We start from the raw sequence: 22,490 nt of genomic DNA, 5'->3' as shown, positions 1-22,490 counted from the left end.
GGTGACAACGTCACTCGCTCGGTCGTGTACGAGTCCACAGCGGTCGCTACGGCCCTGCGCGCCGCGATCGTTATCTTGGGTTGTTGACCTCGTCTCGCAGGTCAGAGCGAGATGATCTTTTCAGGTACGTAAGGCACGTTGGATCGTATGCGTGTCCGGTGTTCCACCGAAACTTCTTCTGGCGTGGGACAGAACCCGGGGCAGCATGGGGCAGGCCGGTAGCGATCGCAGGCGACAGTTGCACTCCGCACCGGGGCCGATCGTGGACTCGGCGGTGGATTTCGGGCTGGCCCTGGCTTCGTTCTTCCCAGGGTCCGGCCTGCCCGTTTACCTGGTGCCGCGCGTACGGGCGTTCCTCATGGTGGATTCCGCGGCAGGCTGAGGGTCAGGATGGTTCCGCCTCGGGGGGCGTTGGTCGCGGTGAGAGTGCCGCCGTGCAGGCGCGCGTTCTCGGTAGCGATGGCCAGGCCCAGGCCGCTGCCGTCGGTACGGGTACGGGCGGCGTCACCTTTGGTGAAGCGGTCGAAGACGTGGGGCAGCAGGTCGGCGGGGATGCCGGGCCCGTCGTCGGAGACGGTGACGGCGATCTGGTCGGTATCGGCCCGAACCTGGACGAGCACCGATACCGCCGTGCCGCCGTGCCGCAGCGCGTTGCCGACGAGGTTGGCCAGGATGACATCGACGCGGCGCGGGTCGAGCCGGGCGCGCAGCCCAGGGGGAACATCGGTGCGGACCCGGTCCCGCCAGTGCCGCAGCGCTAGCGTCTTGCCGATGAGCTCGCCCACGTCGACTTCGTCAAGGTTCAGTACGGCGACGCCGGCGTCGAAGCGGGACACCTCGATCAGGTCCTCTACCAGGCGGCTGAGCTTGCGTGTCTCGTCGGAGACGAGTTGCAGCGCCTCGGCGGTGAGTGGCGCGAGGCGGCCGGAGGCGGCGTCGGCGTCGAGGACTTCGGTCACGGCGGACATGGCCGCCAGCGGGGTGCGCAACTCGTGGGAGACGTCGGCGGCGAACCGGCGTGCCCGCGCTTCCATGTCGCGCAGCGCGGCCGCGTCGGACTGGAGCGTGGCCGCCATGGTGTTGAAGGTACGGCCGAGGTCGGCGAGTTCGTCGTTGCCGGTGACGCGTACGCGGGTGTCGAGACTGCCGCCCGCCATCCGCTCGGCGGCTGTCCGCAGCCGCTGTACCGGTCGCAGCAGTCTGTGCGCGGCCAGCAGTGCGGGGACGATGGAGATCAGGGCGACGGGCAGGGCTCCGGCGCGGGCGGCGGCCGCCAGGGTGTCCACATCCTGCTGCTGGGAAGCCAGGGAGAAGGAGGCGTAGACGACGAGGGGCGGGGGGCCGTGTGGACGGGTGGCGGCGGTGACCGGAAGGGTTACGGCCAGCCAGGGCGCCTGGCCGCGATGGAAGCGCTGGGCCAGTGCGGTGGTCGCGTTGGCCGCTTGAGTGCGCAACTGCGCGGGCAGTGGCGGCTGCGCTCCGGTGGCGATGAGCGGGCCGCCGCGATAGGACAGGGCGGTGCGCCAGCCGCGGATGCCTGCCGCGCGGTCCAGTTGCAGCGCCAGCGTACGCAGATCCGTCTCGGTGGGGTCGGCGGGCAGGTCAGGCGTCCGGGAGGCGAGGTGGGCGCGCAGGTCCTGCAGGGCGTCGGCCTGGGCGCGCTCCACGATCGCGGTGCGGCCCTGACGGAAGGTGATGATGGCGGCGATCAGCGCGCTGAGCACGGAGACCAGCAGGAACACCAGGACCAGCTGAGCTCGCAGGCCGCGAGCGAGGGACGGGTGGATCACAGCGGCCCGAAGCGGTAGCCGAAGCCGCGTACGGTTTGGATGTAGCGGGGGTTGCGGGGGTCGTCCTCGATTTTAGCCCGCAGCCGCATCACGCACGCGTCGACCAGCCGGTAATCGCCGTAGAAGGTGTGCTCCCACACCTGTTCAAGGAGTTGCTGGCGGCTGAAGGTCTGTTCAGGAGCGGCCGACAGGAACAGCAGCAGCCTCAGCTCCGTCGGCGCCAGCGCAAGTTGCGTGCCGTGCTTGAGCGCGCGCAGGGCGACCCGGTCGATGAGCAGGTCGCCGTGGGTGGTGCGGGCCTGGTCAGAGGAGGCGGGCGGCGTGGTACGGCGCAGCACCGCGCGCATGCGTGCCTCGATGACCTCGCTGCTGGCAGGCTTGATCACGTAGTCGTCGGCGCCGGCCTCCAGACCGACCACGATGTCCACGTCATCGTCGCGCGCGGACAGGATCACGATGGGCACCTGGCTGAAGGCGCGGATGCGGCGGCAGGTCTCCAGGCCGCTCATGCCGGGCAGCATCAGGTCGAGCAGCACGACCTCGGGGGCGCTCGCGACGAGTTCGGCCAGCCCGTCTTCACCGGTCGCGACCAGCACGGTTTCGTGGCCCCTGTGGCGCAGGCCGACGCTCACGCCCCGGCGCACGGCCGGATCGTCTTCTATCACGAGCACGCGGGTCATGAGGAGGCTCCTTGGGCGGCTGGGACGACCGATCCGGTCTCGTCGCATCTGACCGGCCAGGGCTGGTCCATGGCGGGCTCGATCACCTCGACGACGGGGTCGTCGCCGACGTCCGCGGCGGCGGCCGTGCACACGAGCTGGCTCACCGCCACCGGCCGCAGGTCGCGTACCAGCCAGGGCAGACGCAGTTCCACCCGGCCTCTGGTCGTCGTGGCCCGGACCGGCTGGATTGACGAGGGAAGCTGTGTGATCAGCCCTCGGGCCCGCTCATCCGCCGTGGGGCCGACGAGCAACGCGTCCATGGCCCGTTGCAGCCGGTTTCCGGCCGGGGCCGGCCGCGAGACTGGCCAAACACCCTCTTGCGTGACGAAGTACACCCGCAGTAGCTGGTTGCTGTTCTCGGTCAGGCCGCCCTGGACCGGCTGACCGGCGGGCAGCGCATCGGTGTCGGTGATCCCGCAGCCCGCCAGCGCCACCGCCGCGACCAGGACGGTCACCACGCGGCACAGCACCCCCGGCATGTGTTGCTCCTCCTCTTCGACGCGATGTCACCGGTGTGACCTGGCTAGAGCTGGCCGAGCCTGCTCACATCGACCGTCCCGGCACCGGGCTGCGGCCGCGGTATCGCCGCCCACAGTCCCGCCACCATCACTCCCGCGACGGCCAGCGCCACCCATCCACGGCGTCCGGTGGCCCACCGGGCCCGCAGCCGCACCGGGTCCTCGACGGCGACCTTCGACACTACCGCAGCCAGCAGCGACAGGCCGATCGCGGTGACCGTCCACCCCCAGCCGGCCAGCCCGGCCACCGGCCGTGGCAGCAGCAGATAGACCGGCCAGTGCCACAGGTACAGGCTGTAGGACAGCTCGCCCAGCCGGCGCGGTACGGCGCTGCCCACTGCCCGGCCCGCCAGACCGTCCGGCGCGTGGGCGAGGAGCGCGATCAGCGCGGCGCCGGCCAGGGCGTGCGCGAACATCCCGCCCTGGAACAGGCCGGGGGTCGTTTCCCCGCTGGTCAGCACCCATGACGCGAGCAGCCCGCCCAGCAGCGGGACACAGATCGCGTCCACGGCCGTGGGTGACAGGCCGGCCACGGCGCGGCGGACGGGTGCGGTGGCCGCGGCCGCGCCGAGGAGCAGGGAGAAAGCCCGAGTGTCGGTGCCCTCGTAGGCGCGGGTGGTATCCACGGCCGCCCCGAGCCTGATCATGAGCAGGAGTGAGACGAACGCGCCGGCGACCGCGACGAGCGCGACCCGCCGCTGCCCGCCGTGCCCCTTCCCGACCAGCGCCACCACCAGGGGCCAGGCCAGGTAGAACTGCCACTCGACGCTGATGCTCCACAGGTGGGCGAACAGACGGGTGCCGGAGGCGTTCCAGTATCCGATCTGCTCGCCGATGAAATGCCAGTTCAGGCTCTGGGCGGCCGCCCATGGCGCGTCCCGCAGGGCGGACCCCAGCACGTCCGGCCCGGCGAACGCCCAGGCCAGCAGCAACGTTGCCGCGACCATGACGGCCAGCGCGGGCAGGAGTCTACGGGCTCTGCGCCCCCAGAAGGCCACCAGGTCGATACGGCCGGGCCCGGCGAGCTCCTCCAGCAGCAGACCGGTGATCAGAAAGCCGGACAGGACGAAGAACAGGTCGACGCCCAGAAACCCGCCGCGCATGTGCCCGGCGTGGAACAGCAGGACCGCGGCGACGGCGAGCCCGCGCAGCCCATCGAGCGCGCCGATATGCGCGCGGCGGGAGGCTGAATCCATCAGCCGCAGCCGAGTTTGACGAAGCGCTCGTCGCCGGTCCACGGCCCGGTGGCCCAGGCGCCGGGGGCGGGCGGAGTGAAGCCGGCCAGTTTGCCGAGCTGCCTGGCGAACCAGGTGGCGAAGGCCGCCGCCCCTTGTTGACAGGAGTGGATCCCGTCCTTGGCACGCTGGGCCTTGTCGGCGGCGTAGTCGTCCCCCCACAGTTCAGAGGCATCCAGGTAGCGAACGTCAGCGACCTTGGCGGCCATCACGGGCGCGTTCTTGATCGCGTCCTCGTGGGGCTTGTAGAAATCGTCGATCTTGAACGGCGGGGCGGACACCAGGACGAGCCGGGCGCCGGCGTCCTTTGCCGTCCGGGAGAGCTTCTGGTAGGCCGCCAGCTGCTGGTGAGGCGTGCCCCAGTCGTAGGTGGTGATCTGGTACGCGATCACCGTCGGCCGGAAGGAGGCGAGGTCCTCCTTCAGCCTCTTCCAGGTGTCCTTGGCCGCCACGGCCGTCACCGGGTGATCACCGGCGACGATGTTGCCGCCGCCGTTAGAGGTGGCGTTCTTGAACTGCACACCGCTGGCCTTCAGCGCGGCCTCCACGGCCGGGGCCTCCGCGCCCGCGATGGAGTCGCCCATCCACAACACCCTGACGCTGGTCGCGGCCTGACTGGCGTGCTGGGCCGTCGCGTCCGCCGCGGCCGGTCCGTCGCCGGGGGCTGCGGTGAATGCGCCGCAGGCCGCCAGCGTGGCCCCGACTGCGACGGCGGCCGCCATCACTCCGGCACGACGGCGGCCAGTGGATCCTTGGGAGAACGGGGAGTCAGGAGAGGGGTTCGTCGGTTGCATGATCCGTAGGCAATCAGACGAATCCGGTGGTCAACCGCGTTGTCATCGTTTCATCACACAATGAGGGATCAGCCATCACAGAGCTTCGCTGACCCTCGCCTCCGGCGCGGTACGGCCCGCCGGCGCAGATACGCGAGACGATGAGGTTCCGGCTGACGACGTTGGAGACCGAGGAACAGCAGACCCAGGCCGGTAGTACCGAGGCAGTGCACCTGACATGGCTGACATGCCTGAAGACCCCTGAATACTGGTCAGGCAAGTACGCGCCAACCTTACTTGCCTGACATGGCTTCTCTGAACTACGAAACGATCATGAATACTGCTGGTTGTCAGGCCGTTGCCTGCGCGTCCCGAAGCGGGGCTCTCCTGAGAGGGTGAGGGTCTGGGCCAGGTCGCGATAGGTGGGCATGCCCAGATTGACGGCGGCGTTGCGGCGGGCGATGAGCCCGTCGAATTGGGCGAGTTTGGCTTCGGCGGAGGTGAGGCTGACGTGGAGCCCTTCGGCTTCGCCGGTCCAGCCCTCGCGTTTGGCTTCGGTGATGCGGGCGAGCAGGTTGTCGCGGATCTCCTGGAGCCGACGCTGCTGGGCAGGGTCGATGCGCAAAAGTGGGCACCGAATGCAGGATTCTCTGAACTATGGGGTCGTTCCGTCCCAAAGCCTCTGATCTGCAGCTCTCTAAAACCGAATCGGTGATGCCAGAGGAATCACAGCGAGATGCTCCGGAGAGCGAGAGCCGCTCCGCCTGCCGCCTCAGTACTGTGACTTCGCATGACCGACACCGAGATTGAGATCACCGCAGACCTGGTCCGCGACCTGCTGCAGGAGCAACATCCAGACCTTGCAGGGCTGGCCATCCGCGAGGTGGCGGGCGGCTGGGGCAACCAAATGTGGCGCCTTGGGGATGAGTTGGCCGTGCGCATGCAGCGCATGGACCCTACCCCGGAGCTCCAGCTCAAGGAGCGGCGGTGGCTACCTGTGCTGGCTCCGCGCCTGCCGCTTCCGGTGCCGACCCCGGTGCGGTTCGGCGAACCGTCCGAGCGCTTCCCCAAGCACTGGACCGTGATGACCTGGGTTCCCGGCGAGCCGCTGGACCACGGCTCGATCAGCCGTGGCACCCACGCGGCCGACACGCTGGCGAGCTTCCTCAGGGCGCTCCATGTGGAGGCGCCCGCCGAGGCCCCCGCCAGTTCGGACCTCGGCGCTCACCCCAAGAGGTGCACGGGCGGCTTCGAGCAGTTCTTGCAGGCCATTGACCGCGACGCCGTCGGCGATGTCCGCGCCGTCCGGGCCGTCTGGGCCGATGCCGTCGCGGCCCCCGAGTGGGAGGGCCCGCCGGTGTGGGTGCACGGTGACCTCCATCCCGCGAATGTCGTCGTCTCGGACGGGACGCTCTCGGGCATCATCGACTTCGGTGACATGTCCGCCGGCGATCCGGCGTGGGACCTCGGCGCCGCGTGGGTGCTGCTCCCCGCGGGCGCGGCCTCACGGTTCTTCGACGCGTACGCACACGCGGACGAGGCGGCGATCCGGCGCGCCCGCGGGCTGGCTGCTATGAAGAGCCTCTTCCTGATGCTCATGGGGCAGAACGGAGATCGGGGCCTTCCCGGCGGGAAGCCGAACTGGGGACCTGCAGGCCGGGCGGCACTTGATCGTGTTCTGAAGGGCGTTTGATGCAGTCAGCCCGTCTTGTCCCGGTTCTCAGCTTCCCGAACTACGAGCTGGCCGATCGGTGGCATGCCGATGAACACCGGCGAGTCCTTTCGTCGCTCCCTGGCGTCAATCTGGCTGATCTTGTCATCGGTGGCGGCGAGGCTGACGGTCAGTTGCTCGACGTCGCCTGGCCATCCTTCACGTTCGGCTTCGGCGATCCTGGCATGGAGGTTCTCACGGATCTCTTCCAGGCGGGGCCGTTCGCCTGGCCCCACGATCAGTACCGGGCATCGAACACAGGCGTGCTCGTGGACACAGCTGCTTCCGTATGCTCGGCCGCACTGCCCCAGGGCCAGCTTGCGCCTCTCGAAGTTTCTCTGCACCTTGTCAAGCGGCAGTTGTTCAGCATGGAGCGCTGCAGCGTGCTGACGTGACCGAGGATGAGTTGTGGATCTTGATTGAGGATGCCCGCCGAGATGGTGGAGGCGTGCTGGGTCGCCAGTCCAGCTCCTGCGCGAGTTCTTCTTGAAGAGCTCGTCGACCGAGGTCCTGCCGGCGTTTCGTGACCGGTGGGAGGACGTCAAGGATCGATTGTTCTCGTGGCCGGTCTGGGATGCCGCTTGTGTGCTGCTCGGTTTTGTGAGCGATGACTTCTTCGGCGACGTGCGCGCCTGGATTATCAGTCACGGACGTGCAGCGGTGGATCGGATCGCGGCCGACCCGGATGCCCTGGTCGAGCTGGCCCACGATGTTGACTCCGTCAACGCTGGCGAGGAGCTTGGCGTGCTCGTCTGGGAGATGTGGGAGCGGCTGACGGGTGACTGTGGCGGCGAGTCCCGGAGCACCGGTGTGGGAGTGGGCAGGTAGGGAGTGATGTTGCGCCATCCTGCCCGTCACGACTCCGTAGCGCACATCGCCGTGGCCGTGCGCCACGGCTCCACCATGGTCTATCTCCGCTGGCAGGGACCAGCCAGGACCGACCCGGCCGCTGCCCTGTGCAGGGGCCGCGCCGCCCTCACCCATACCCTCGACCTCCTGCCGACGGGCGGCTGAAGGTCGTCGGCGCTCGCCCTCCCGCGTCGCCTTCTTCTCCATCACCTTGAGGTCTCGGTAGTATCGACGGAATTTTCAATGAATATGCAGGTCAGAGCTCCCTTGGGGACCTTCGGGCACAGCGTGGAAGATGGGCCGCTGACCTGCATATCCGTTGTCTCCTGCGTCGTTACTACTGGGACCGGCATCTGGGCCCTCCGCTCCCGAACATGTCCCCAACCGCCAGGTAGCGGAGTGAGGGATCACGCTTGTGGTTTCTGATCGTTTCGGTGCGGTGAATGTGGCTGGTTGGGTGGGCCGTTTCTGCTTGATCGTGTTCGTGCGGCACGTTCGTCGCCGAGCTTGCCCACGAGAAAGTGAAAGAGCAGTAGCTTGCCGCCTGGCGCCGAGCTGTACCGGCCCCTCGCGGTGAGCTCGCCGTACGGTGGCGATCGAGCAGGTCCAGCTAGATGTTTCCAGGCGTAGAAAGCCGCCGCCGCCAACGTCCCCGCGGGGCCAGCGCGGCGGCTCCCGTGGCGGCCAGGATGAAGATGCCGATCTTGCGCCTACAGTCCAGCGGGCTGGTTGCCGACCTGGCGGGCGCGCTGGGCGGTGAGGTCTGCCGGGTCGGTGAGTTCGGGCCCAGCCGCGTGCGCGCCGGGGCTTCGGTGGCCCTCACTGCGGCCGAACGTCGATCGGTTCGGCGGAGAGCGTGACCTCGACGGTGATGTGCGGATTGTCCAGCTGCGGGAGCTGAAGCCCACGCTTGAACTCCTCCGCATCGTTCGGCATCACCTTCGGCTGAACTGTGACCTTGACTTGGCCGGTCTCGTCATCTGAGTGCGCCATCATCGTGGCCACCTCAGGACGGGATCCGAGCCAGGAGACGACCGTGTCCTGGGCCCGCCGGAGCTCCGCGGCCGAGAATCCCTTGCCGCCGATCAGGGTGACCTCCATGGGGAGGGTCCTGACCAGCTCGATCGCGCGAGTCGGGATGGGCCCCTTGAAGCCGACGCGCAGCCCCCGCTGGTCGTCGACGTATCTGACGCCGGAGATCTCGTCGGGGAACTCCGCGTTAAGTTTGTCGATCACCCGGCTGTTGGACGACTGTGAGCCGAAGCGGTCGATGGCCTCCTCGTAGGAGATGCCCTCCGATTTGGCGATGGCCCCGAGGTCGACCAGCTCGGCGTAGGGAATGCCGTCGATCGCCACGTCCGGGTCGGTCACGGCAGGGTCGTAACCCTCGAAGTCCGTCGGCTTGGGCGACGAGGTAGCAGCCACCCGGGTCGCGTACCGCTTGACGACCTCCTCCAGGGGTCGGCCCGACGACGCCGCCTCTCGCTTGAGCCGCTCCAGGGTGGGCCGATGCGCTTTGGGCTGATCGGCCCGCGGCAACACGATCGTCTCGGTCCCAGCCACAGTGGGTACCGGACCAGCACCAGACTGGCCGCAGGCGCACAACGACGCGAGCACCGCGATGACGGTCAAACGCGATCTCTTCATACCTGATGGACGCGCCACCGGCCTGGAGGGTTCATCCAGGCACCCCATCCAGTACGGCGAAGCCCGTTCATCAGAGTGCGCCTCCAATGCGGACCTTGCGTGCCCACCATAAGTCGGCCCTCCGCTCCCAAACGTGTCCCCAGCTCCAGAGTGGGCTTGATCGCGCTGTGGCACCTTCTCGGGGTGTCGGAATTAGACGGTTTCCCGACAGGCCGATCACCCGGCCCCGAGAAACGGATACAGGAGGAAAAAACACCACGCCTGGCGGGCCATTTCGGGCTCCGATTGACGACAGTATTTTCCGACAGATAGAACGGGGGCTTCGTCCTTCCCGAGGAGCGCCGGTTCGGATCGTCTACTCCCGCTCGTCCCCCGCGGCCCAGTCCCTGCTGCGGCAGCGGCACATCCTCACCGAGGCCGGGCTGCTGGTCCAGACCGAGGGTGTGGCCGAGGGGTTCGGGGGTGCGGCTGTTCGAGGACCCGGCGGCAACCTCCAAGATTCCCGCGCTGGAGCGACCCGCGTTCGCCAGGGTCGCCGCCGCCGCGCATCCCGGTGACACCCTCACGGTGTCGGAGCTGTTCGGGGTCCCTGTAGTTCTCAGGAAATTTTCGGGCGGATATGCCTGACCTGTGGTGATTCTGATCAGTGCGTGGCCATGCGGGCGGCGAGTTCCTCCGCGCTGGGCGTTTAGGTACCGCGTTGAGCGTCGATCTCGTCCAGCCGTCGGTGGGTGCCCTCCTTGGACGGCTTGAGGTACCGCTGTAGCGTGCGGCGGTCTTCGTGACCGGAGAGGTTCATCAGGTCGGCCTCGGTGGCGCCGTCCTCTCCGGCGTGGGTGAGCCGGGAGTGGCGTAGATCGTGCAGGTCCCAGCCACTGGTAGCGGTGCCAAGGTGTCGTTCGGCGGTGCGGTAGGTCATCCGGCGCCGTCGACTGCTCTTGTCGAACTCCCCGGAGCGCGCGGTGCCGTCCTCGGGTGCGCGGCGGGTGGACAGGAACACCGGCCCGGTGCGGCGGCGGCCGAGGAGCCGGCCGAGCATCCGGGCGGTGCGGATGTCGTAGAGCAGGTCGTCTTCCTTGCCGCCCTTGCGGATCGTGCGGGCACGGCGGTTGGCGCGGTCCAGGTCCTCGACGTCCAGGCGCAGCACCTCGTCGGCGCGGGCGGCCGTGGAGTACAGCATCGACCACAGCGTCCGGTCCTCCAGCGACTGGCGCTTGTCGGTGATCAGCCGGTCGATCTGTTCGCGGGTGCGGACGCGGTTGTCGGTCGGCTTGGGCTGGTGTTCCCGGTCGAGTCCGGCCAGGACCGCGGTCGGGTCGCCGATCCAGTCCTGTTCGTGGAAGTAGGCCAGGGCGGAGCCGACGGCGGCACGCTTGGCGTTGAACGTCGATGGCGCCTTGCCGCCCCAGGCGGCGCCGGTTGGGCGCTGTCGGTCGGCGGTTGCGCGACGGCGGCCAGATGCCGTTCGGTGGCCATCGGGACCCCGCTCCCCTCAGCTGTCAGATAACACGCATAAAGGGGTGTCGCCGCCGGGGACGTCGTCCCAGGAGCGATCCTCCAATTTGTCGGATAATGCGGGATTATCTGACACGCCGAGGCCCGTCGACAGGAAACGTGATCACTATGACCTCAGCGTACGACGGCGCCCGTGCGAAGAACCATCGACGCACGGCTGCACGAACAGGCGCTCGCGCACCTGAAGGCGCCGCCGGAGCCGCTGACGCTGAACAGCAGGCCGCGGACTTCGTCGAGCGGGTGCGGGACCGGCCGGGCAAACACGCCACCGGACAACGACGCGAAGCTGTGGGGTACTACGGGACCCCACCTCGACATCGAGGGTGTGCCCGACCCGGAGCACGTCCCCTGGATCGACCCGACCCACCCGGCCTGACGAACGGCCTGGTGTCAGCGGCTTCACCGATCAGAAATCCTCCGCCACGTCGTCAGTTCTGTTAGCCCTCGCACCGGTGGAAGGATTGATGACCATGACCGACACCAGACCGCTGGGCGCCGACGAGGCCACGTTCCTCGCGGCGGTCCGCTCAGGCGACACGGCGCGGTTCGCACTCATCACGGAGCGCCACCGGCGTGAGCTGCAGGTGCACTGCTACCGGATGCTCGCGAACTACGAGGACGCCCAGGACCTGACGCAGGAGACGTTCCTGCGAGCTTGGAACAAGCGGGAGTCGTTCAAGGGCCACGCGGCCCTGCGGACCTGGCTGTACCGAATCGCGACGAACGCCTGCCTCGACTTCCTGGACAAGCGCAACGACCGCACACCCGTACCGTCCGAGCTGCCGGACCCCGGCTCCGAGGTGCTGTACCTGCAGCCGTACCCCGACCGGATGCTCCCCGAGGACCCGCAGGAATCGGTGGTGGCGCGGGAGACGATCGAGCTGGCGTTCATCGTCGCCGTCCAGCACCTGCCGCCGCGGCAGCGGGCGGCGTTCATCCTGCGCGACGTCCTCGGCTGGCCGGCGTCGAAGGCCGCCGACGCCCTCGAGCTGACCGTCGCATCGGTGACCAGCGCACTGCAGCGGGCCCGTGTGACGATGCGCGAGCAGCTACCCGACCGCCGCCTCGACTGGCGGAGCCCCGCCACCCACGAGCTGTCGAATGACGAGCGCGGCGTGGTGAAGTCGTATATCGACGCCCATGAGCGCAACGACCTCGACGGGCTGATGTCCCTGCTGCGCGACGACCTGCGCTTCGCGATGCTGCCCGAGCCGGGAACCTCGGTCATCACGGCCAAGGACGCGGTGGACGGCTGGGTCTCCGGTGGGCTCTTCCAGCGCGGCCACGACGACTGGCGCTGTATCACCACGACGGTCAACCGCATGCCTGCCGCCGCGCTGTACCTCCGCACCCCCGACGACCCGGAGTACCGGCTATTTACCATCGCGGTCCTGCACATCGTCGACAGGAAGATCGCCGAGCTCACCGGATTCGACGCCACCGACAAACCATGGCTGGGCCTGCCCCCGACACTGTGATCAGACGAAGGCCCCATCGTCGACGAGTCCAGCGCACGGGCCGCCGTCACCGAAGTCACCGCGGAATGAGCACCCCGACCAGCTGAACACCAACGCGGCAACTCGAGCACCACCGCCCCGCCGGCGTTGCCGGCGGGGCATCTTCATGCCCGAAGAACATCGTCACGATCAACGACGCCGTCGTCCCTCATCTCCAGCACGTCGGTCAACAGCTCACTCGGAACGCAAGGAAGGGACCGGGGAAGGTTCCCTCATAGCCGAGGGTCACGGTGAGCACGCCAGGAAGGATTTCGACCTGGCCTCACGAGCCGAGCATCTGGCCCGTGCTCATCGCCTCGTCTCGTATCGGGTCAGCACCACGCCGCCGGGAAACGTCCGCGTCTCCACCAGGGTCAGGTTCACCCAGCTGTCCAGGGCCGTGAAGAACGGCGTGCCGCCGCCCACCAGGACCGGGTGGGTGACCAGCACGTACTCGTCGATCAGCCCGGCCCGCATGGCCGCCCCGGCGAGCGTGGCGCCGCAGATGTCCATCGGGCCGCCGTCTTCGGCCTTGAGCCGGGTGATCTCGGCGACCGCGTCGCCGGTGACCAGGCGGGTGTTCCAGTCGACCGTGCTGGTCGTCGAGGAGAACACCACCTTCGGCATGTCCCGCCAGCGGCCGGCGAACTCGATCTCCGCCGGGGTAGCGCCAGGCTGCTGGTCGGCGGTCGGCCAGTGGGAGCTCATCGCCTCCCACAGCTTGCGCCCGTACAGCGCCAGGTCGGTCGCCCCCACCCGGTCGGACCACCACTGGAACAGCTCGTCGCTCGGTACGCTCCAGCCGAGGTCGTCGCCGGGCGCGGCGATGTAGCCGTCCAGGCTCAGGTTCATGCCGAAGATCAGTTTCCGCATCGTGCCAACCTCTCGTGAGTCGATCTCACACGTACAGACGGGCGCGGCGCGGAAACCTAATCGGTGCGCGATCTGCGTCCGCAGGTAGTCCTCGCGTTCCGGACTCGGCACGGCGTACTCGGCTAGGCTCGAGCACCACCCACCGGATCTCGATTTCACCCTCGCGCGGGCAGCGGCGCACCCATGGCCAACTCTCCCCGACCGCTGCTGCCGTCTGCCCGGACGGGAAGGCCTTCCACGGCCACCTGCAACAGAGGCTGTCTACTTTCGCAGAGGCGTTGCGGTAGCGCTCGACGCGCTCGCTGCGCGAGCAGGAGTGTGAGCGATCTGGGTCCCCGAACGCCTGATCACACAGCTATAGCGCCAGCCAGGCCCCCTCACCGCGCTGGAGATCGCCAACCAGTTCCCGACGCTGGGCATCTCGCTCGGCGACCAGCGGCCGCACGTGCGCGGCAAGATCCGCGAGTACCTACATCCAGCAGCGCCGACGCAGCTAAGCGTTGTTTTTCGGCGCCTACTACTGAAGGGCCGACAGCGCCGTATGGCTTCGCCGCAGGCCGTGGCGAGACCATCGCCCCAACACCTCGGCCGGTACGCCGAGCCATCGCCAGGCCCTCGGCTCAGAACAGGGTGTCGCGCACCCGCAGCGGCCGGTATCCGGTCGGGCCGAGCTGCGCGAGTTCGCCTTCGATGTCGACCTCGATGGCGCCGAAGAAGTTGATGTTCTCGCTGTGCGCCGGGGAGATATGGGCCAAGACCTCGTCGTCGATGCGGCGGCCTGCCGCGCGCATCGAGTCCACGGCCAGGCCGTAGTACTCCGTCGACCGTCACCACCGCGTTGGTGACCAGCGTGAGGCACCATGCCTGCTCGGTCTGCGCTTCGATGTGGCGGGCCCGCACGGTTCCTTCGTGGGCGTAGAGCAGATCGCGCTTGAGGGCGTGCAGGGACTCGCCCTTGTTCAGTTGCCGCGAGATCTTCCGCCTGTACGCCGGGTCAGCCAAGTACCGGGCTGCATAGATCGTTCTCCTCAGCGCGCCGTACTCCTTCAGCGCCGCAGCCAGGGCGTTCTGCCGTCCCGAGGCCGAGAGCTTGCCGACCAGCAGGGAGGCGGTGGCCTGCCCGAACTTCAACGACCCGGCCACACGGAGCAGGTCGTCGTAGTGTTCGGCGATCAGGTCGGTGTTGAGCTTGCGGGTCAGCAGCGGTCCGGTGTGCGGGAACTCTGCCTCGACCTGCGCCCGCGACCCGGTGCGGTACAGGGTGATCTTGCCCAGGTCCCGGATGCGCGGGGACAGCTGCAAGCCGAGCAGGTCGAACAGGCCGAAGTTGACCAGCGTCACCCTATGCGTGTCCGTCGCGTGCTCGGTGACGGGGACGTCCGTCGCGTTGCCCAGGATCTCGTCAAGGACGTAGTGCGCCTCGCGTTTCGTGGCGACGATGATCTTCGTGCCGTAGGTCGTGTGCTGGTCGGTCACATGCGTGTAGGTCGAGAGGACCCGCCCGCCGTGGATCACCATGTCCCGGCCGGTCAACGTCTTGCCGCGCACCGGGAATCGCTGCCCGTCGGAGGAGGACAGGGTGTCGGTGCCGAACACCGGGGTCAGCGGCAGCGTGCCGTGGTAGCCGATGATCGCCAGGTTCGCCGCCCACAGCGCCTCCTCCCGCACGTACCACTCCGCGGTCCACGCCAGCACGAACCCGTCCGGCGCCTCGTCGGGGACGCGCCGGGCGCCGGAGTTGCAGGCCAAGAGCCGCCACCAGCACCTGGCCAGCCTCGGCCGCTACGTTCGCCTGGGCGAGGAGACCTCCGCCCGTATCACCGCCGAACACGATCCGGCAGCACGCCGACGCTCCCGCTGACGACCTCCTCCAGTCTCAATGCTCGAGGCTTGGGGGTGAAAAGGCGAGCACATCGGGAAGGGGGCTGTCGTAGCGCTCAACGTCGACCAGCGCACTGAGAGCACTCGGTCCTTGGGACAGGCGCGAGCACGGCCGATCCGCGGTGAGAACGTTCGGATTACCGTGGCGGTCCAACGTTCCGTTCAGGCCTGGCTGGACCGGATCCCACCACGCCCCCGTGGACAGTTGCACGACGCCCGGCATGACGTCGTCCGACAGGACCGCGCCCGCGAGACAGCTACCTCGATCGTTGTAGACGCGCACGATCATGCCGCTCTCGATGCCGCGCGACGCAGCGTCCAACGGATTCATCGTCACGGGCTCACGACCACCGATCTTCGAACTGAGACTGCGGCCACCGTTGTCGTACTGACTGTGCAAGCGTGAGGCCGGCTGATTCGAGATCAGGTGCAGCGGGAATCGGTCCGACAGATCGGCACGAAGCCACTCCACTGGTTCAAACCACTTCGGATGCCCGGCGCAGTCGTCGTAGCCGAACGAGTCGATCTCCTCGGAGAAGATCTCGATCCGGCCCGACGGCGTCAGTAGGGGGAAACGCTGCGGATCTGAGCGGAGGTCCTCGAAACTGCCGGGGAACGGTCCGGTCGCCGCCGGCAGCTCAGCGGTGGAGCTGCGCCAGAAGTCGTCGAAGCTCGGCAAGGCGGCATCGCCGCCGAGCTTGGCCCTCGTCTGCTCGTAAAGGTGTCGGACCCACTCGATCTCGGAGCGCGACTCCGTGAACTCCCGCTCGTACCCGAGCCGGGAGGCCAAGGCGGCGAAGATGTGGTGATCGGTGCGCGACTCGCCCGCCGGCTCGCGGACCTTCGGCATCGCGACGATGTGGGGGTCCGAAAATCCGGCGGCGAAGTCGTCGCGCTCCAGGCTGGTGGCGACGGGCAGCACGATGTCCGCGAACTTGGCCGTGGTGTTCCACCAGGCTTCGTGAACCACCACCGTGTCAGGGGTCTGCCAGGCGCGCGCCAACCGATGGAGATCTTGGTGGTGGTGAAACGGGTTCCCTCCACACCAGTAGATCAGGCGAAGCTCGGGCAACGTGAGGCGCTGGCCGTCGTAGTCGATGGTCTTGCCCGGATGCAGCAGGGCATCGGCGATCCTTGCCACTGGGATGAAATCCGGAACAGGGTTGGAAACCTCGGGTATCGTCCCCACGAAGGGGCGATCTGGGGCAACGCCTGTCGCGTCCATCGTCGCGTACCCTGCGCCCCAGCCGCAGCCAGGCCGACCCATCGAGCCCGCCATGGCGGCCAGTACGACAGACATCCAGATCGGTTGTTCACCATGGTCTGCCCGTTGCACCGCGTAGTTGACCATGATGAGAGAACGCTGGGTGGTGAGGCGGCCAGCGAGGTCGGTGATCGCGTCGCGGCTGATGCCCGTGATCTTCGCTGCCCAGGCAGCATCCTTCGGGATGCCATCGAGCTCGCCGACCAGGTAGGAGGTGAAGCGATCGAACCCGGCGCAGCACCGGCGAAGGAAGTCCTCATCGTGCCACCCGTTGACCAGCATCGTGTGTGCGATGCCGAGCATCGCGGCGGTGTCGGTGTTGGGGATGACGGGCAACCATTCGGCGTCGAGGAAGCCGGCGGTATCGCTGCGGATGGGGCTGATGTTCACGAACCGCACCCCAGCCTCACGGCACTGGCGTTGCAGGTTCTGCGTCTGGTGCCTGGCCAGCCCGCCAGGGTTGATCTGGCTGTTCTTGAGGGCAAGCCCTCCAAACGCCACCACAAGCTCACAGTTCTCGGCTATCTCACCCCACATCGGCATCCGGGACTGGTAGCTCCACGGATGGCCGCCGATCACATGAGGGAGGATGACCTCCAACGCCGCGGTGCTGTAGGTGTTGCGAGAGTCGGTGTATCCCCCTCCCAGCGCCAGGAACCGGTGGAGCTGACCCTGCGCGTGGTGGAACCTGCCCGCACTCGCCCAGCCGTAGGACCCGCCGAACACCGCGCTGTCTCCGTGCTGTGAACGAACTCGACGGAGTTCATCGCTCACCAGCGTGATCGCATCGTCCCAGCTCACCTCCACGAAGGCGTCCGTACCTCTGGCCGTGTCGTGGGCGCGCGGCTCGCCGTTCAGCCAGCCCTTGCGCACCGCGGGGCGCAACACGCGAGCGCTATCGTCGGCGGCTGTCACCATTCCGGGGCCGATCGGCGATGGCACGGGGTCATCGTGCCTCGGCTCGATTCGCACCAGCTGGCCGGAATCGACTACGGCGATATAACTACCCCAGTGCGTCGCAACCGACATGCGTCGTTCCACCATGCATCAACTCCGACTCTGAAGTTTCCGCCTGATATTGGTCAGCGGTTGCTAACGTCATACCCCGGGCACTACAAAGTGACCGTTGCCGTAGAGAAGCGGATGGGCTACGGGACCCCAAAGCGGAAACGCCAACGTCCCGGCAAACACCCTCGCAATCAGGGGCGACGTCCCCTGAACAGGCCGCGAGCGACCAGGTCAAGAGCATCAGCTCCTCGCGGGTGGTCAATTCGGCGAGGGGGCGGCCGTGGGCGAGCAGGTAGCGTCGACGCGATTGTGATCGCCCACCGCTCCGGGCAGGAACGGTGTCTCCCTAGTCGTCCAGGCACCCGGCCGCCCGCCATACCTTCATCACATCGAGACCCAGGCGGCCTCCCGCACGATGATCATTCTCAGCGCCAACCGCTGTTCCTGGGTTCCTCAACCTCGTGCCTACGAGGCACTGGCTCAGCGCTGATCAGTCACTTTGTCGTCCCACGGCCCGTTTCTACCGTATTCCGGTGCCACCCCAAGTACGTGCCCGAGTTGAAATCCAGCGGCGGCCGCCAAGCCGTCGCAGCCCCCGCTGCACGCGCCGAACTCGCCGCCGGCAACTGAGCCACGCCATCACCCCGTGCTCTATCGGGCGCTGCGTTACACCTCTAGGTGAGAAGCACCTGGTCGAGGACGTGATCGCCGATGGTCGCCATGCTGGGGTTATCGGCCGAGTAGGCGGCCAGAGCAGTGCCCATGGCGAGGGCCCAGCCCCGTGCGCGCTCCCAGGTCACCTCGTCGGCGTCCACGCGTGATCGGAAGACCCCGCGCGCGTTCTCGTCGAACACCAACCACGCGGCGGCAAGGTCGGTGGCGGGATCGCCGCTGGTGAGGTCGCCGAAGTCCAGGACAGCCGCCAGCTCTTCCCCGTTGAGCAGGAGGTTTCCCGGGTGCGGGTCGCCGTGGAGCCAGAGCGCGGGGCCCTGCCAGGGCGGGAGGGCGGCCAGTTTCTCCCAGAGGGGGAGAAGCTCAGCTGATCGGGGAATGGACGGTAGGCGTTGCCGTACCGCTTCGTCGCGGGCGGCGAGCGGGACTCCGCGGACGGGGTTACGCGGTGCGTCAGGCGGTGCGGGCCGGTGGAGGCCCGTCATGAAGTCGGCCAACGGGACGGCGATGCTGGAGCGGTGGGGCGGCGGCACGTCGGCGACCGTGCGGCCTTCGAACCAGGGCGCGATCGTCCACGGCCACGGGTAGCCCTCGCCGGGCACGCCGGTTCTGACGGGTATGGGCAGCGCGACCTCGACGTAGTCGGCCAGGACTGGCAGCCAGCGTTGCTCGTTGACGATGAGGTCGACGGCAACCTGGCGGCGCGGCAGCCGTACGGACAGGTCCGCCCCCAGGCGGTAGATGACGTTGTCCCAGCCGTTGGCGACGGGGGTAAGCGGGCCCACCAGATCCGGGTGCTGCACGCGGATCAGGCGGTCAACAAGGTCGTCGTCGATGTTGGCTTCCGCTGCCGGGGTGTTCATGCCGCAACGATAGTGCGGGATGGCCTTGACAGACGTAGGCGCTGAAGCCGGGTATGCCTGGTTGTCTCCGTGGTGCGCTTGGCGACCAGTGTGAGGACATCGTGTCTGCCGCCCGAGGAGCCGTCCTGCTTGGTGACGCCGGTGTCTCAGTGCACGTCGCCGTAGACGCCGTCGTGCCAGGAGATCTGGTTGACCGTAAGCTAATCGCCCGTATAGACAGCTTGACTCCTCCAAGATCTTATGCGGCCTGCCATGCATGATCATTCTCAGCGCCAACGGCTGTCCGCCGGTTCCTCAACCCCTTCTTCGCCGTCACCGGCGTGGACGCGGCAGGGCTGATCTGGATACCGGCTTCCTTCAGCCACGCCTTCAGGGTGAAGGTCTCCACCTTCAAACTCTCGGCGGCCTGGCGGATCGTCAGCCCGCCCGACAGGGGGTGTCGGTAAGACTCGTGCAGCCAGGTACACGCGATCAAGTTCGCCCAGGTCAGCGGTGGCCCTACTGATCGGCGGGAAGATGGCTGACGGCGTCTTCGAGGTCGGCGTGGGTAGGCAGGGTGTAACGGCGGGTGGTGTCGAGGCGGGTGTGGCCGAGGAGTTCGGCGACGACGACGATGTCGACGCCCGCGCGCAGGAGGTTGGTCGCCAAGGTGTGCCGCAGGATGTGGGCGGAAAGGGCGAGGGCGCCCGCGTCGTCGAGGATGTCGGCGTCGGTGGCGAGTTCGTCCATGAGCTGGTCGACCGCCCGGGCCGACAGACGCCCGCCGCGGCGATTGAGGAACAGCGCCGGGGTGTCGGCGCCGGGCCAGGAGGCACGGTCGGTGCGCCACTCGGTGACGGAGGTCCGCGCGGTGCCGTCCAGGAGCGGGATCTCGCGGGAGGTCTCGCCCTTGCCGGAGCGGACGATGACCTTGCCTTTGCGCGCCGAGAGCGGGACGTCGTCGTCGTCCAGAGCGACGAGCTCGGCGATCCGGACGCCGGAGTAGAACAGCAGCCGGCCGATGGCGCGGTCGCGGGCGAGGGGGCGGCGTTCGACGGCGCGCAGGTAGCGCTTCTGCTGGCGGGCGTCCAGGGTGCGGGGCGCGAGCTTGGGGGCGTCGTCGCGGCGGACGACGGCGGGGCCGAGTCCGAGCTGGGTGAAGAAGTGGTCCAACGCGGTGAGGTGGGCGTTGACGGTATTCGACGCGCGGCGCAGCACGGTCTTCATGTGGGTCTTGTAGTCGCGGACGGCGAAGTCGCGGTCGTGGGCGTCGGTGAGCGGGTCGCCGTCGAGGCCGCTGGCCTCCAGCCAGGCGAGGAAGGTCCGGACCCGGGAGTCGTAGGCGCGGCGGGTGTCGCCGTCCAGCGGGGCCCGCTTCAGCGCTGCGGCGTAGGCGGCGTGGATCGTGGTGAACGCCTCGGGTACCGCTTGGTGCTGCCGCCCCACATCGCCCTCGCAATATCAGAGGTTGATTCGCCGGGCTAAGCGTAGTCCAGGACCGCGATATCAGAAGCTAGTCCTGCGATTAGCTTCTGATATCGAGAGATATCAGAAGCTCTGATGGGAGGGCGGCGTCGGCGCGTTGATCGGGCCCAAAGTCCCGAGGCCACGCTCAGGCCAAGTCCGTTCGGGGGTCGGCCAAGATACGACGGAAACCGGCAACCAGTGACCTTGAGTTGAACTTGCCGCAGGTGAGGTGCTGGGGCGGATCGGCGTCGGCTGCCCGACCAGGGACAGCGATGCGCAAACGCAGCCGGAGGCCCGATCTTGTGTCACTGTTCGCAGTGGACTTCTTCGCGTACCCGCTCAGATCGGTCAACGGCGCACCCGATAGCGCAGGTGAAGCACCCGGTTGCCCTGAATCACCACGTCAGGATCCTCCAACAGGTGCTGCGCGTGGACCGACCCGAAGTAGCGCTTGCCGGACCCGAACACGACGGGTACGACGTCCATGCGCACCTCGTCGATCAGGCCCGCGGCAAGCACCTGGCCACCGACGTCGCCAGCGGCGACCTCGACCATGCGGTCACCCGCAAGCTCCTGCGCCTTGGCCACGGCTGCCTCGACGCCGTCGACGAAGTGAAACGGCGCCTCGGGGTCCCAGCCCTCGGGCTCCGGCCGGTGCGTCACGACGACCACGTGGTCGATCCCGCCCGGCGGCTTCCCGTCCCAGCCGTCCGTCATGTCGAAAACGTGGCGGCCGACGATCGTGACTCCGATCTGGTCCCAGTACGGCCGGGTGTAGTCGTAGGACGTCTGCGACACCTTCAGCTCGCCGCTCTCGTCCAACGGGACGTCACCGCTGGACAACCAGTCGAACAGCGGTCCGGGCTGGTCATTCTCGTCCGCGACGAAGCCGTCCACCGACACCGAGCTGTACATGACCACCTTGCCCACGGGGCTCTCCTCTGCTTTGGGGTGCCCCCAAATTAGCGTGTCGTGAGCTGTCGCTCTTGTAAGAAATCAATCGGCCGGCAGCGGCCAGCCGTCCAGCGCGTGGCCGGGATGTTCGCGCAGGAACCGCCGCCGGACTTCGACGTACCGGGTCGGCGTGAGCCCGGTGAACGCCCGGAACTCGTGGCCGAAGTGGGCCTGGTCGAAGTAGCCTGCGCCACCGGCGAGGTCGCCCCAGTCGATCGGTCCGGCGGGGTTGATCGCGAACACGGTGGCGGTGAAGCGGTAGGTGCGGGCCAGCCGCTTCGGCGTGACGCCGATGAGCTCCTTGAACCGCTGCGCCAGATGAGTGCTGCTGACACCGGCTGCCACGCTCAGGTCGCCGATCGCCACCGCCCCGCTGGCCGCCGCGATGACGCTGCTCGTATGGCGGACCAGCCCCAGACCGACGGTCTCGCACAGCCGTCGCATTAGCTCCTCCTCGAGCAGCGTCAGCATCTCGTACGGCCCGGCCGCCGTGGCCAGCCGGTCCCGCAGCTCGGCAATGGCGGGCCGGCCCCAAACCTGCTCCACCGTCACCGGCCGGTCACACAGCTCGGCCGCGGGCATCGGCAGGAACGGCGCCAGCCCCCACGGCTTGAAGTGCACGCCGACGGACCGGGTCCGGAGTGGGTAGCCGAACTCCAACGCGCGGGTGGGCATGGTGACCACGCAGCCGTCGGCGTACTCGGCCGTCTCGATGTCGGTGCCGGCGCGGATGCGGAACGGCGCCCCGAGGTTGACGATGAGCAACGCCGACGGCATCGGCGGCAGCGTCAGCCGGGCGTACGGCGGCGTACCCTCCAGGTAGTAAAGGTCGTCGATCAGCCCGTCCAGCGGCGGTCGCGGCACTCTGGACACGTACTCCACGCCCACAGTATCGCCGAACCCCGCCGGCATCGAGCGCCGGGATGGTCCAGCCGCGCTGCCGCCGGAACGGGCGAGCGTCCGGCGTTACGCAGTCGGCAGGTCGGTGAGGTCCAGGCGCCGGTCGGTGCGCAGCTGGATCTCACCGTAGGGGGTCATGTTGGTGTGGAACAGCGGCGTGAGCCCGCGCCGGTCGGCGTCGGTCAGGACGTTCTCCCACTCGGGTAGGGCGAGGGTGTCCTGGATCATCAGCGTGTTGATCAGACCGAGGGCCGACTGGAGAATGTGCAGGCACAACATCCCCAGTTCCTGTTCTTCGCGCCGGTTGGAGGCGAGCTCTCCGCGCTTGCCGAACTTGATGTAGTCGTTGACGCCGTTGTAGTTCTCCACCACG

At 68.0% G+C, this 22,490-nt stretch carries 24 protein-coding genes; 8 read left to right on the top strand and 16 right to left on the bottom strand.

The annotated features are described in order from the left end of the window. Positions 1 to 356 precede the first annotated feature (356 nt). The 6 genes from ABT061_RS40590 to ABT061_RS40565 form a co-directional block, all read right to left on the bottom strand. Positions 357 to 1,790, bottom strand: a complete 1,434-nt coding sequence (locus ABT061_RS40590) for an ATP-binding protein (RefSeq protein ID WP_350928263.1) — start codon at positions 1,788 to 1,790, stop codon at positions 357 to 359. After that, the gene (locus ABT061_RS40585; RefSeq protein ID WP_350928261.1) at positions 1,787 to 2,470 is read right to left on the bottom strand and encodes a response regulator transcription factor; all 684 of its coding nucleotides are present in this window, start codon (positions 2,468 to 2,470) and stop codon (positions 1,787 to 1,789) included. The genes ABT061_RS40590 and ABT061_RS40585 overlap by 4 nt, the downstream gene beginning before the upstream one ends. Further along, the gene (locus ABT061_RS40580) at positions 2,467 to 2,991 is read right to left on the bottom strand and encodes a GerMN domain-containing protein (RefSeq protein ID WP_350928258.1); all 525 of its coding nucleotides are present in this window, start codon (positions 2,989 to 2,991) and stop codon (positions 2,467 to 2,469) included. Before ABT061_RS40580 ends, ABT061_RS40585 begins: the two co-directional genes overlap by 4 nt. A 44-nt stretch (positions 2,992 to 3,035) precedes the next feature. Then, positions 3,036 to 4,226, bottom strand: coding sequence for an acyltransferase family protein (locus tag ABT061_RS40575; protein ID WP_350928256.1), 1,191 nt, complete (start codon positions 4,224 to 4,226; stop codon positions 3,036 to 3,038). Then, positions 4,226 to 5,059, bottom strand: coding sequence for an SGNH/GDSL hydrolase family protein (locus ABT061_RS40570; RefSeq protein WP_350928254.1), 834 nt, complete (start codon positions 5,057 to 5,059; stop codon positions 4,226 to 4,228). Before ABT061_RS40570 ends, ABT061_RS40575 begins: the two co-directional genes overlap by 1 nt. A 310-nt stretch (positions 5,060 to 5,369) precedes the next feature. After that, complete coding sequence (locus ABT061_RS40565) at positions 5,370 to 5,663, bottom strand: hypothetical protein (RefSeq protein WP_350928252.1); 294 nt, start codon at positions 5,661 to 5,663, stop codon at positions 5,370 to 5,372. Positions 5,664 to 5,828: 165 nt separating this feature from the next. On the opposite strand from ABT061_RS40565, the gene ABT061_RS40560 reads away from it, so the two are divergent. The 4 genes from ABT061_RS40560 to ABT061_RS40545 all read left to right on the top strand — a co-directional run bounded on the left by ABT061_RS40560 (position 5,829) and on the right by ABT061_RS40545 (position 7,763). Further along, positions 5,829 to 6,731: an aminoglycoside phosphotransferase family protein gene (locus ABT061_RS40560; protein ID WP_350928250.1), complete on the top strand. Its 903-nt coding sequence runs from the start codon at positions 5,829 to 5,831 to the stop codon at positions 6,729 to 6,731. Then, positions 6,731 to 7,144 (top strand): hypothetical protein, encoded by a 414-nt coding sequence (locus ABT061_RS40555; protein ID WP_350928248.1) that lies wholly within the window; start codon positions 6,731 to 6,733, stop codon positions 7,142 to 7,144. Before ABT061_RS40560 ends, ABT061_RS40555 begins: the two co-directional genes overlap by 1 nt. Positions 7,145 to 7,235: 91 nt before the next feature. After that, positions 7,236 to 7,577, top strand: a complete 342-nt coding sequence (locus ABT061_RS40550) for a DUF4240 domain-containing protein (protein ID WP_350928247.1) — start codon at positions 7,236 to 7,238, stop codon at positions 7,575 to 7,577. A 6-nt stretch (positions 7,578 to 7,583) separates the two neighbouring features. Next, entirely contained in the window at positions 7,584 to 7,763 is a 180-nt protein-coding gene (locus ABT061_RS40545; protein WP_350928245.1) for a hypothetical protein, read from the top strand. Between the two features lie 654 nt (positions 7,764 to 8,417). Here the strand turns inward: ABT061_RS40545 and ABT061_RS40540 are convergent. Then, a complete protein-coding gene (locus tag ABT061_RS40540; RefSeq protein ID WP_350928243.1) occupies positions 8,418 to 9,161 on the bottom strand; it encodes a hypothetical protein in 744 nt (247 codons plus the stop codon). Positions 9,162 to 9,707: 546 nt separating this feature from the next. Here ABT061_RS40540 and ABT061_RS40535 point away from each other — a divergent pair. Continuing rightward, a complete protein-coding gene (locus ABT061_RS40535; protein WP_350928241.1) occupies positions 9,708 to 9,872 on the top strand; it encodes a hypothetical protein in 165 nt (54 codons plus the stop codon). A 61-nt stretch (positions 9,873 to 9,933) separates the two neighbouring features. Here ABT061_RS40535 and ABT061_RS40530 read toward each other — a convergent pair whose 3' ends face one another. Beyond that, the gene (locus ABT061_RS40530) at positions 9,934 to 10,482 is read right to left on the bottom strand and encodes a tyrosine-type recombinase/integrase (RefSeq protein WP_350928340.1); all 549 of its coding nucleotides are present in this window, start codon (positions 10,480 to 10,482) and stop codon (positions 9,934 to 9,936) included. A gap of 411 nt (positions 10,483 to 10,893) precedes the next feature. On the opposite strand from ABT061_RS40530, the gene ABT061_RS40525 reads away from it, so the two are divergent. Next, a complete protein-coding gene (locus ABT061_RS40525; RefSeq protein ID WP_350928239.1) occupies positions 10,894 to 11,136 on the top strand; it encodes a hypothetical protein in 243 nt (80 codons plus the stop codon). Positions 11,137 to 11,230: 94 nt separating this feature from the next. Next, entirely contained in the window at positions 11,231 to 12,238 is a 1,008-nt protein-coding gene (locus tag ABT061_RS40520; protein WP_350928237.1) for an RNA polymerase subunit sigma-70, read from the top strand. A gap of 327 nt (positions 12,239 to 12,565) precedes the next feature. Here the strand turns inward: ABT061_RS40520 and ABT061_RS40515 are convergent, their stop codons facing one another. Continuing rightward, positions 12,566 to 13,129: a dihydrofolate reductase family protein gene (locus tag ABT061_RS40515; RefSeq protein WP_350928235.1), complete on the bottom strand. Its 564-nt coding sequence runs from the start codon at positions 13,127 to 13,129 to the stop codon at positions 12,566 to 12,568. A 261-nt stretch (positions 13,130 to 13,390) separates the two neighbouring features. Then, entirely contained in the window at positions 13,391 to 14,824 is a 1,434-nt protein-coding gene (locus tag ABT061_RS48480) for a Tn3 family transposase (RefSeq protein ID WP_502991583.1), read from the bottom strand. On the opposite strand from ABT061_RS48480, the gene ABT061_RS40500 reads away from it, so the two are divergent. After that, on the top strand, positions 14,757 to 14,990 hold the full coding sequence (locus tag ABT061_RS40500; protein ID WP_350928348.1) for a hypothetical protein: 234 nt from the start codon (positions 14,757 to 14,759) through the stop codon (positions 14,988 to 14,990). The genes ABT061_RS48480 and ABT061_RS40500 overlap by 68 nt on opposite strands. Before the next feature lie 15 nt (positions 14,991 to 15,005). On the opposite strand, the gene ABT061_RS40495 is transcribed toward ABT061_RS40500, so the two are convergent. The 6 genes from ABT061_RS40495 to ABT061_RS40470 form a co-directional block, all read right to left on the bottom strand. Next, the gene (locus ABT061_RS40495) at positions 15,006 to 17,303 is read right to left on the bottom strand and encodes a molybdopterin-dependent oxidoreductase (RefSeq protein ID WP_350928233.1); all 2,298 of its coding nucleotides are present in this window, start codon (positions 17,301 to 17,303) and stop codon (positions 15,006 to 15,008) included. Positions 17,304 to 17,956: 653 nt separating this feature from the next. Further along, positions 17,957 to 18,817, bottom strand: a complete 861-nt coding sequence (locus ABT061_RS40490; RefSeq protein ID WP_350928230.1) for an aminoglycoside phosphotransferase family protein — start codon at positions 18,815 to 18,817, stop codon at positions 17,957 to 17,959. A gap of 498 nt (positions 18,818 to 19,315) precedes the next feature. Beyond that, positions 19,316 to 20,242, bottom strand: a complete 927-nt coding sequence (locus tag ABT061_RS40485; protein WP_350928228.1) for a tyrosine-type recombinase/integrase — start codon at positions 20,240 to 20,242, stop codon at positions 19,316 to 19,318. Between the two features lie 369 nt (positions 20,243 to 20,611). Beyond that, the gene (locus tag ABT061_RS40480) at positions 20,612 to 21,193 is read right to left on the bottom strand and encodes a dihydrofolate reductase family protein (RefSeq protein WP_350928226.1); all 582 of its coding nucleotides are present in this window, start codon (positions 21,191 to 21,193) and stop codon (positions 20,612 to 20,614) included. Positions 21,194 to 21,259: 66 nt separating this feature from the next. Continuing rightward, entirely contained in the window at positions 21,260 to 22,099 is an 840-nt protein-coding gene (locus ABT061_RS40475; protein ID WP_350928224.1) for a helix-turn-helix domain-containing protein, read from the bottom strand. Positions 22,100 to 22,183: 84 nt separating this feature from the next. Beyond that, positions 22,184 to 22,486, bottom strand: coding sequence for a Tn3 family transposase (locus ABT061_RS40470; RefSeq protein WP_350928222.1), 303 nt, complete (start codon positions 22,484 to 22,486; stop codon positions 22,184 to 22,186). Positions 22,487 to 22,490: the final 4 nt, after the last annotated feature.

The organism is Streptosporangium sp. NPDC002544, from assembly GCF_040295965.1.
Lineage (GTDB): Bacteria > Actinomycetota > Actinomycetes > Streptosporangiales > Streptosporangiaceae > Streptosporangium.
This window is presented reverse-complemented; position numbering and strand designations above follow the sequence as displayed.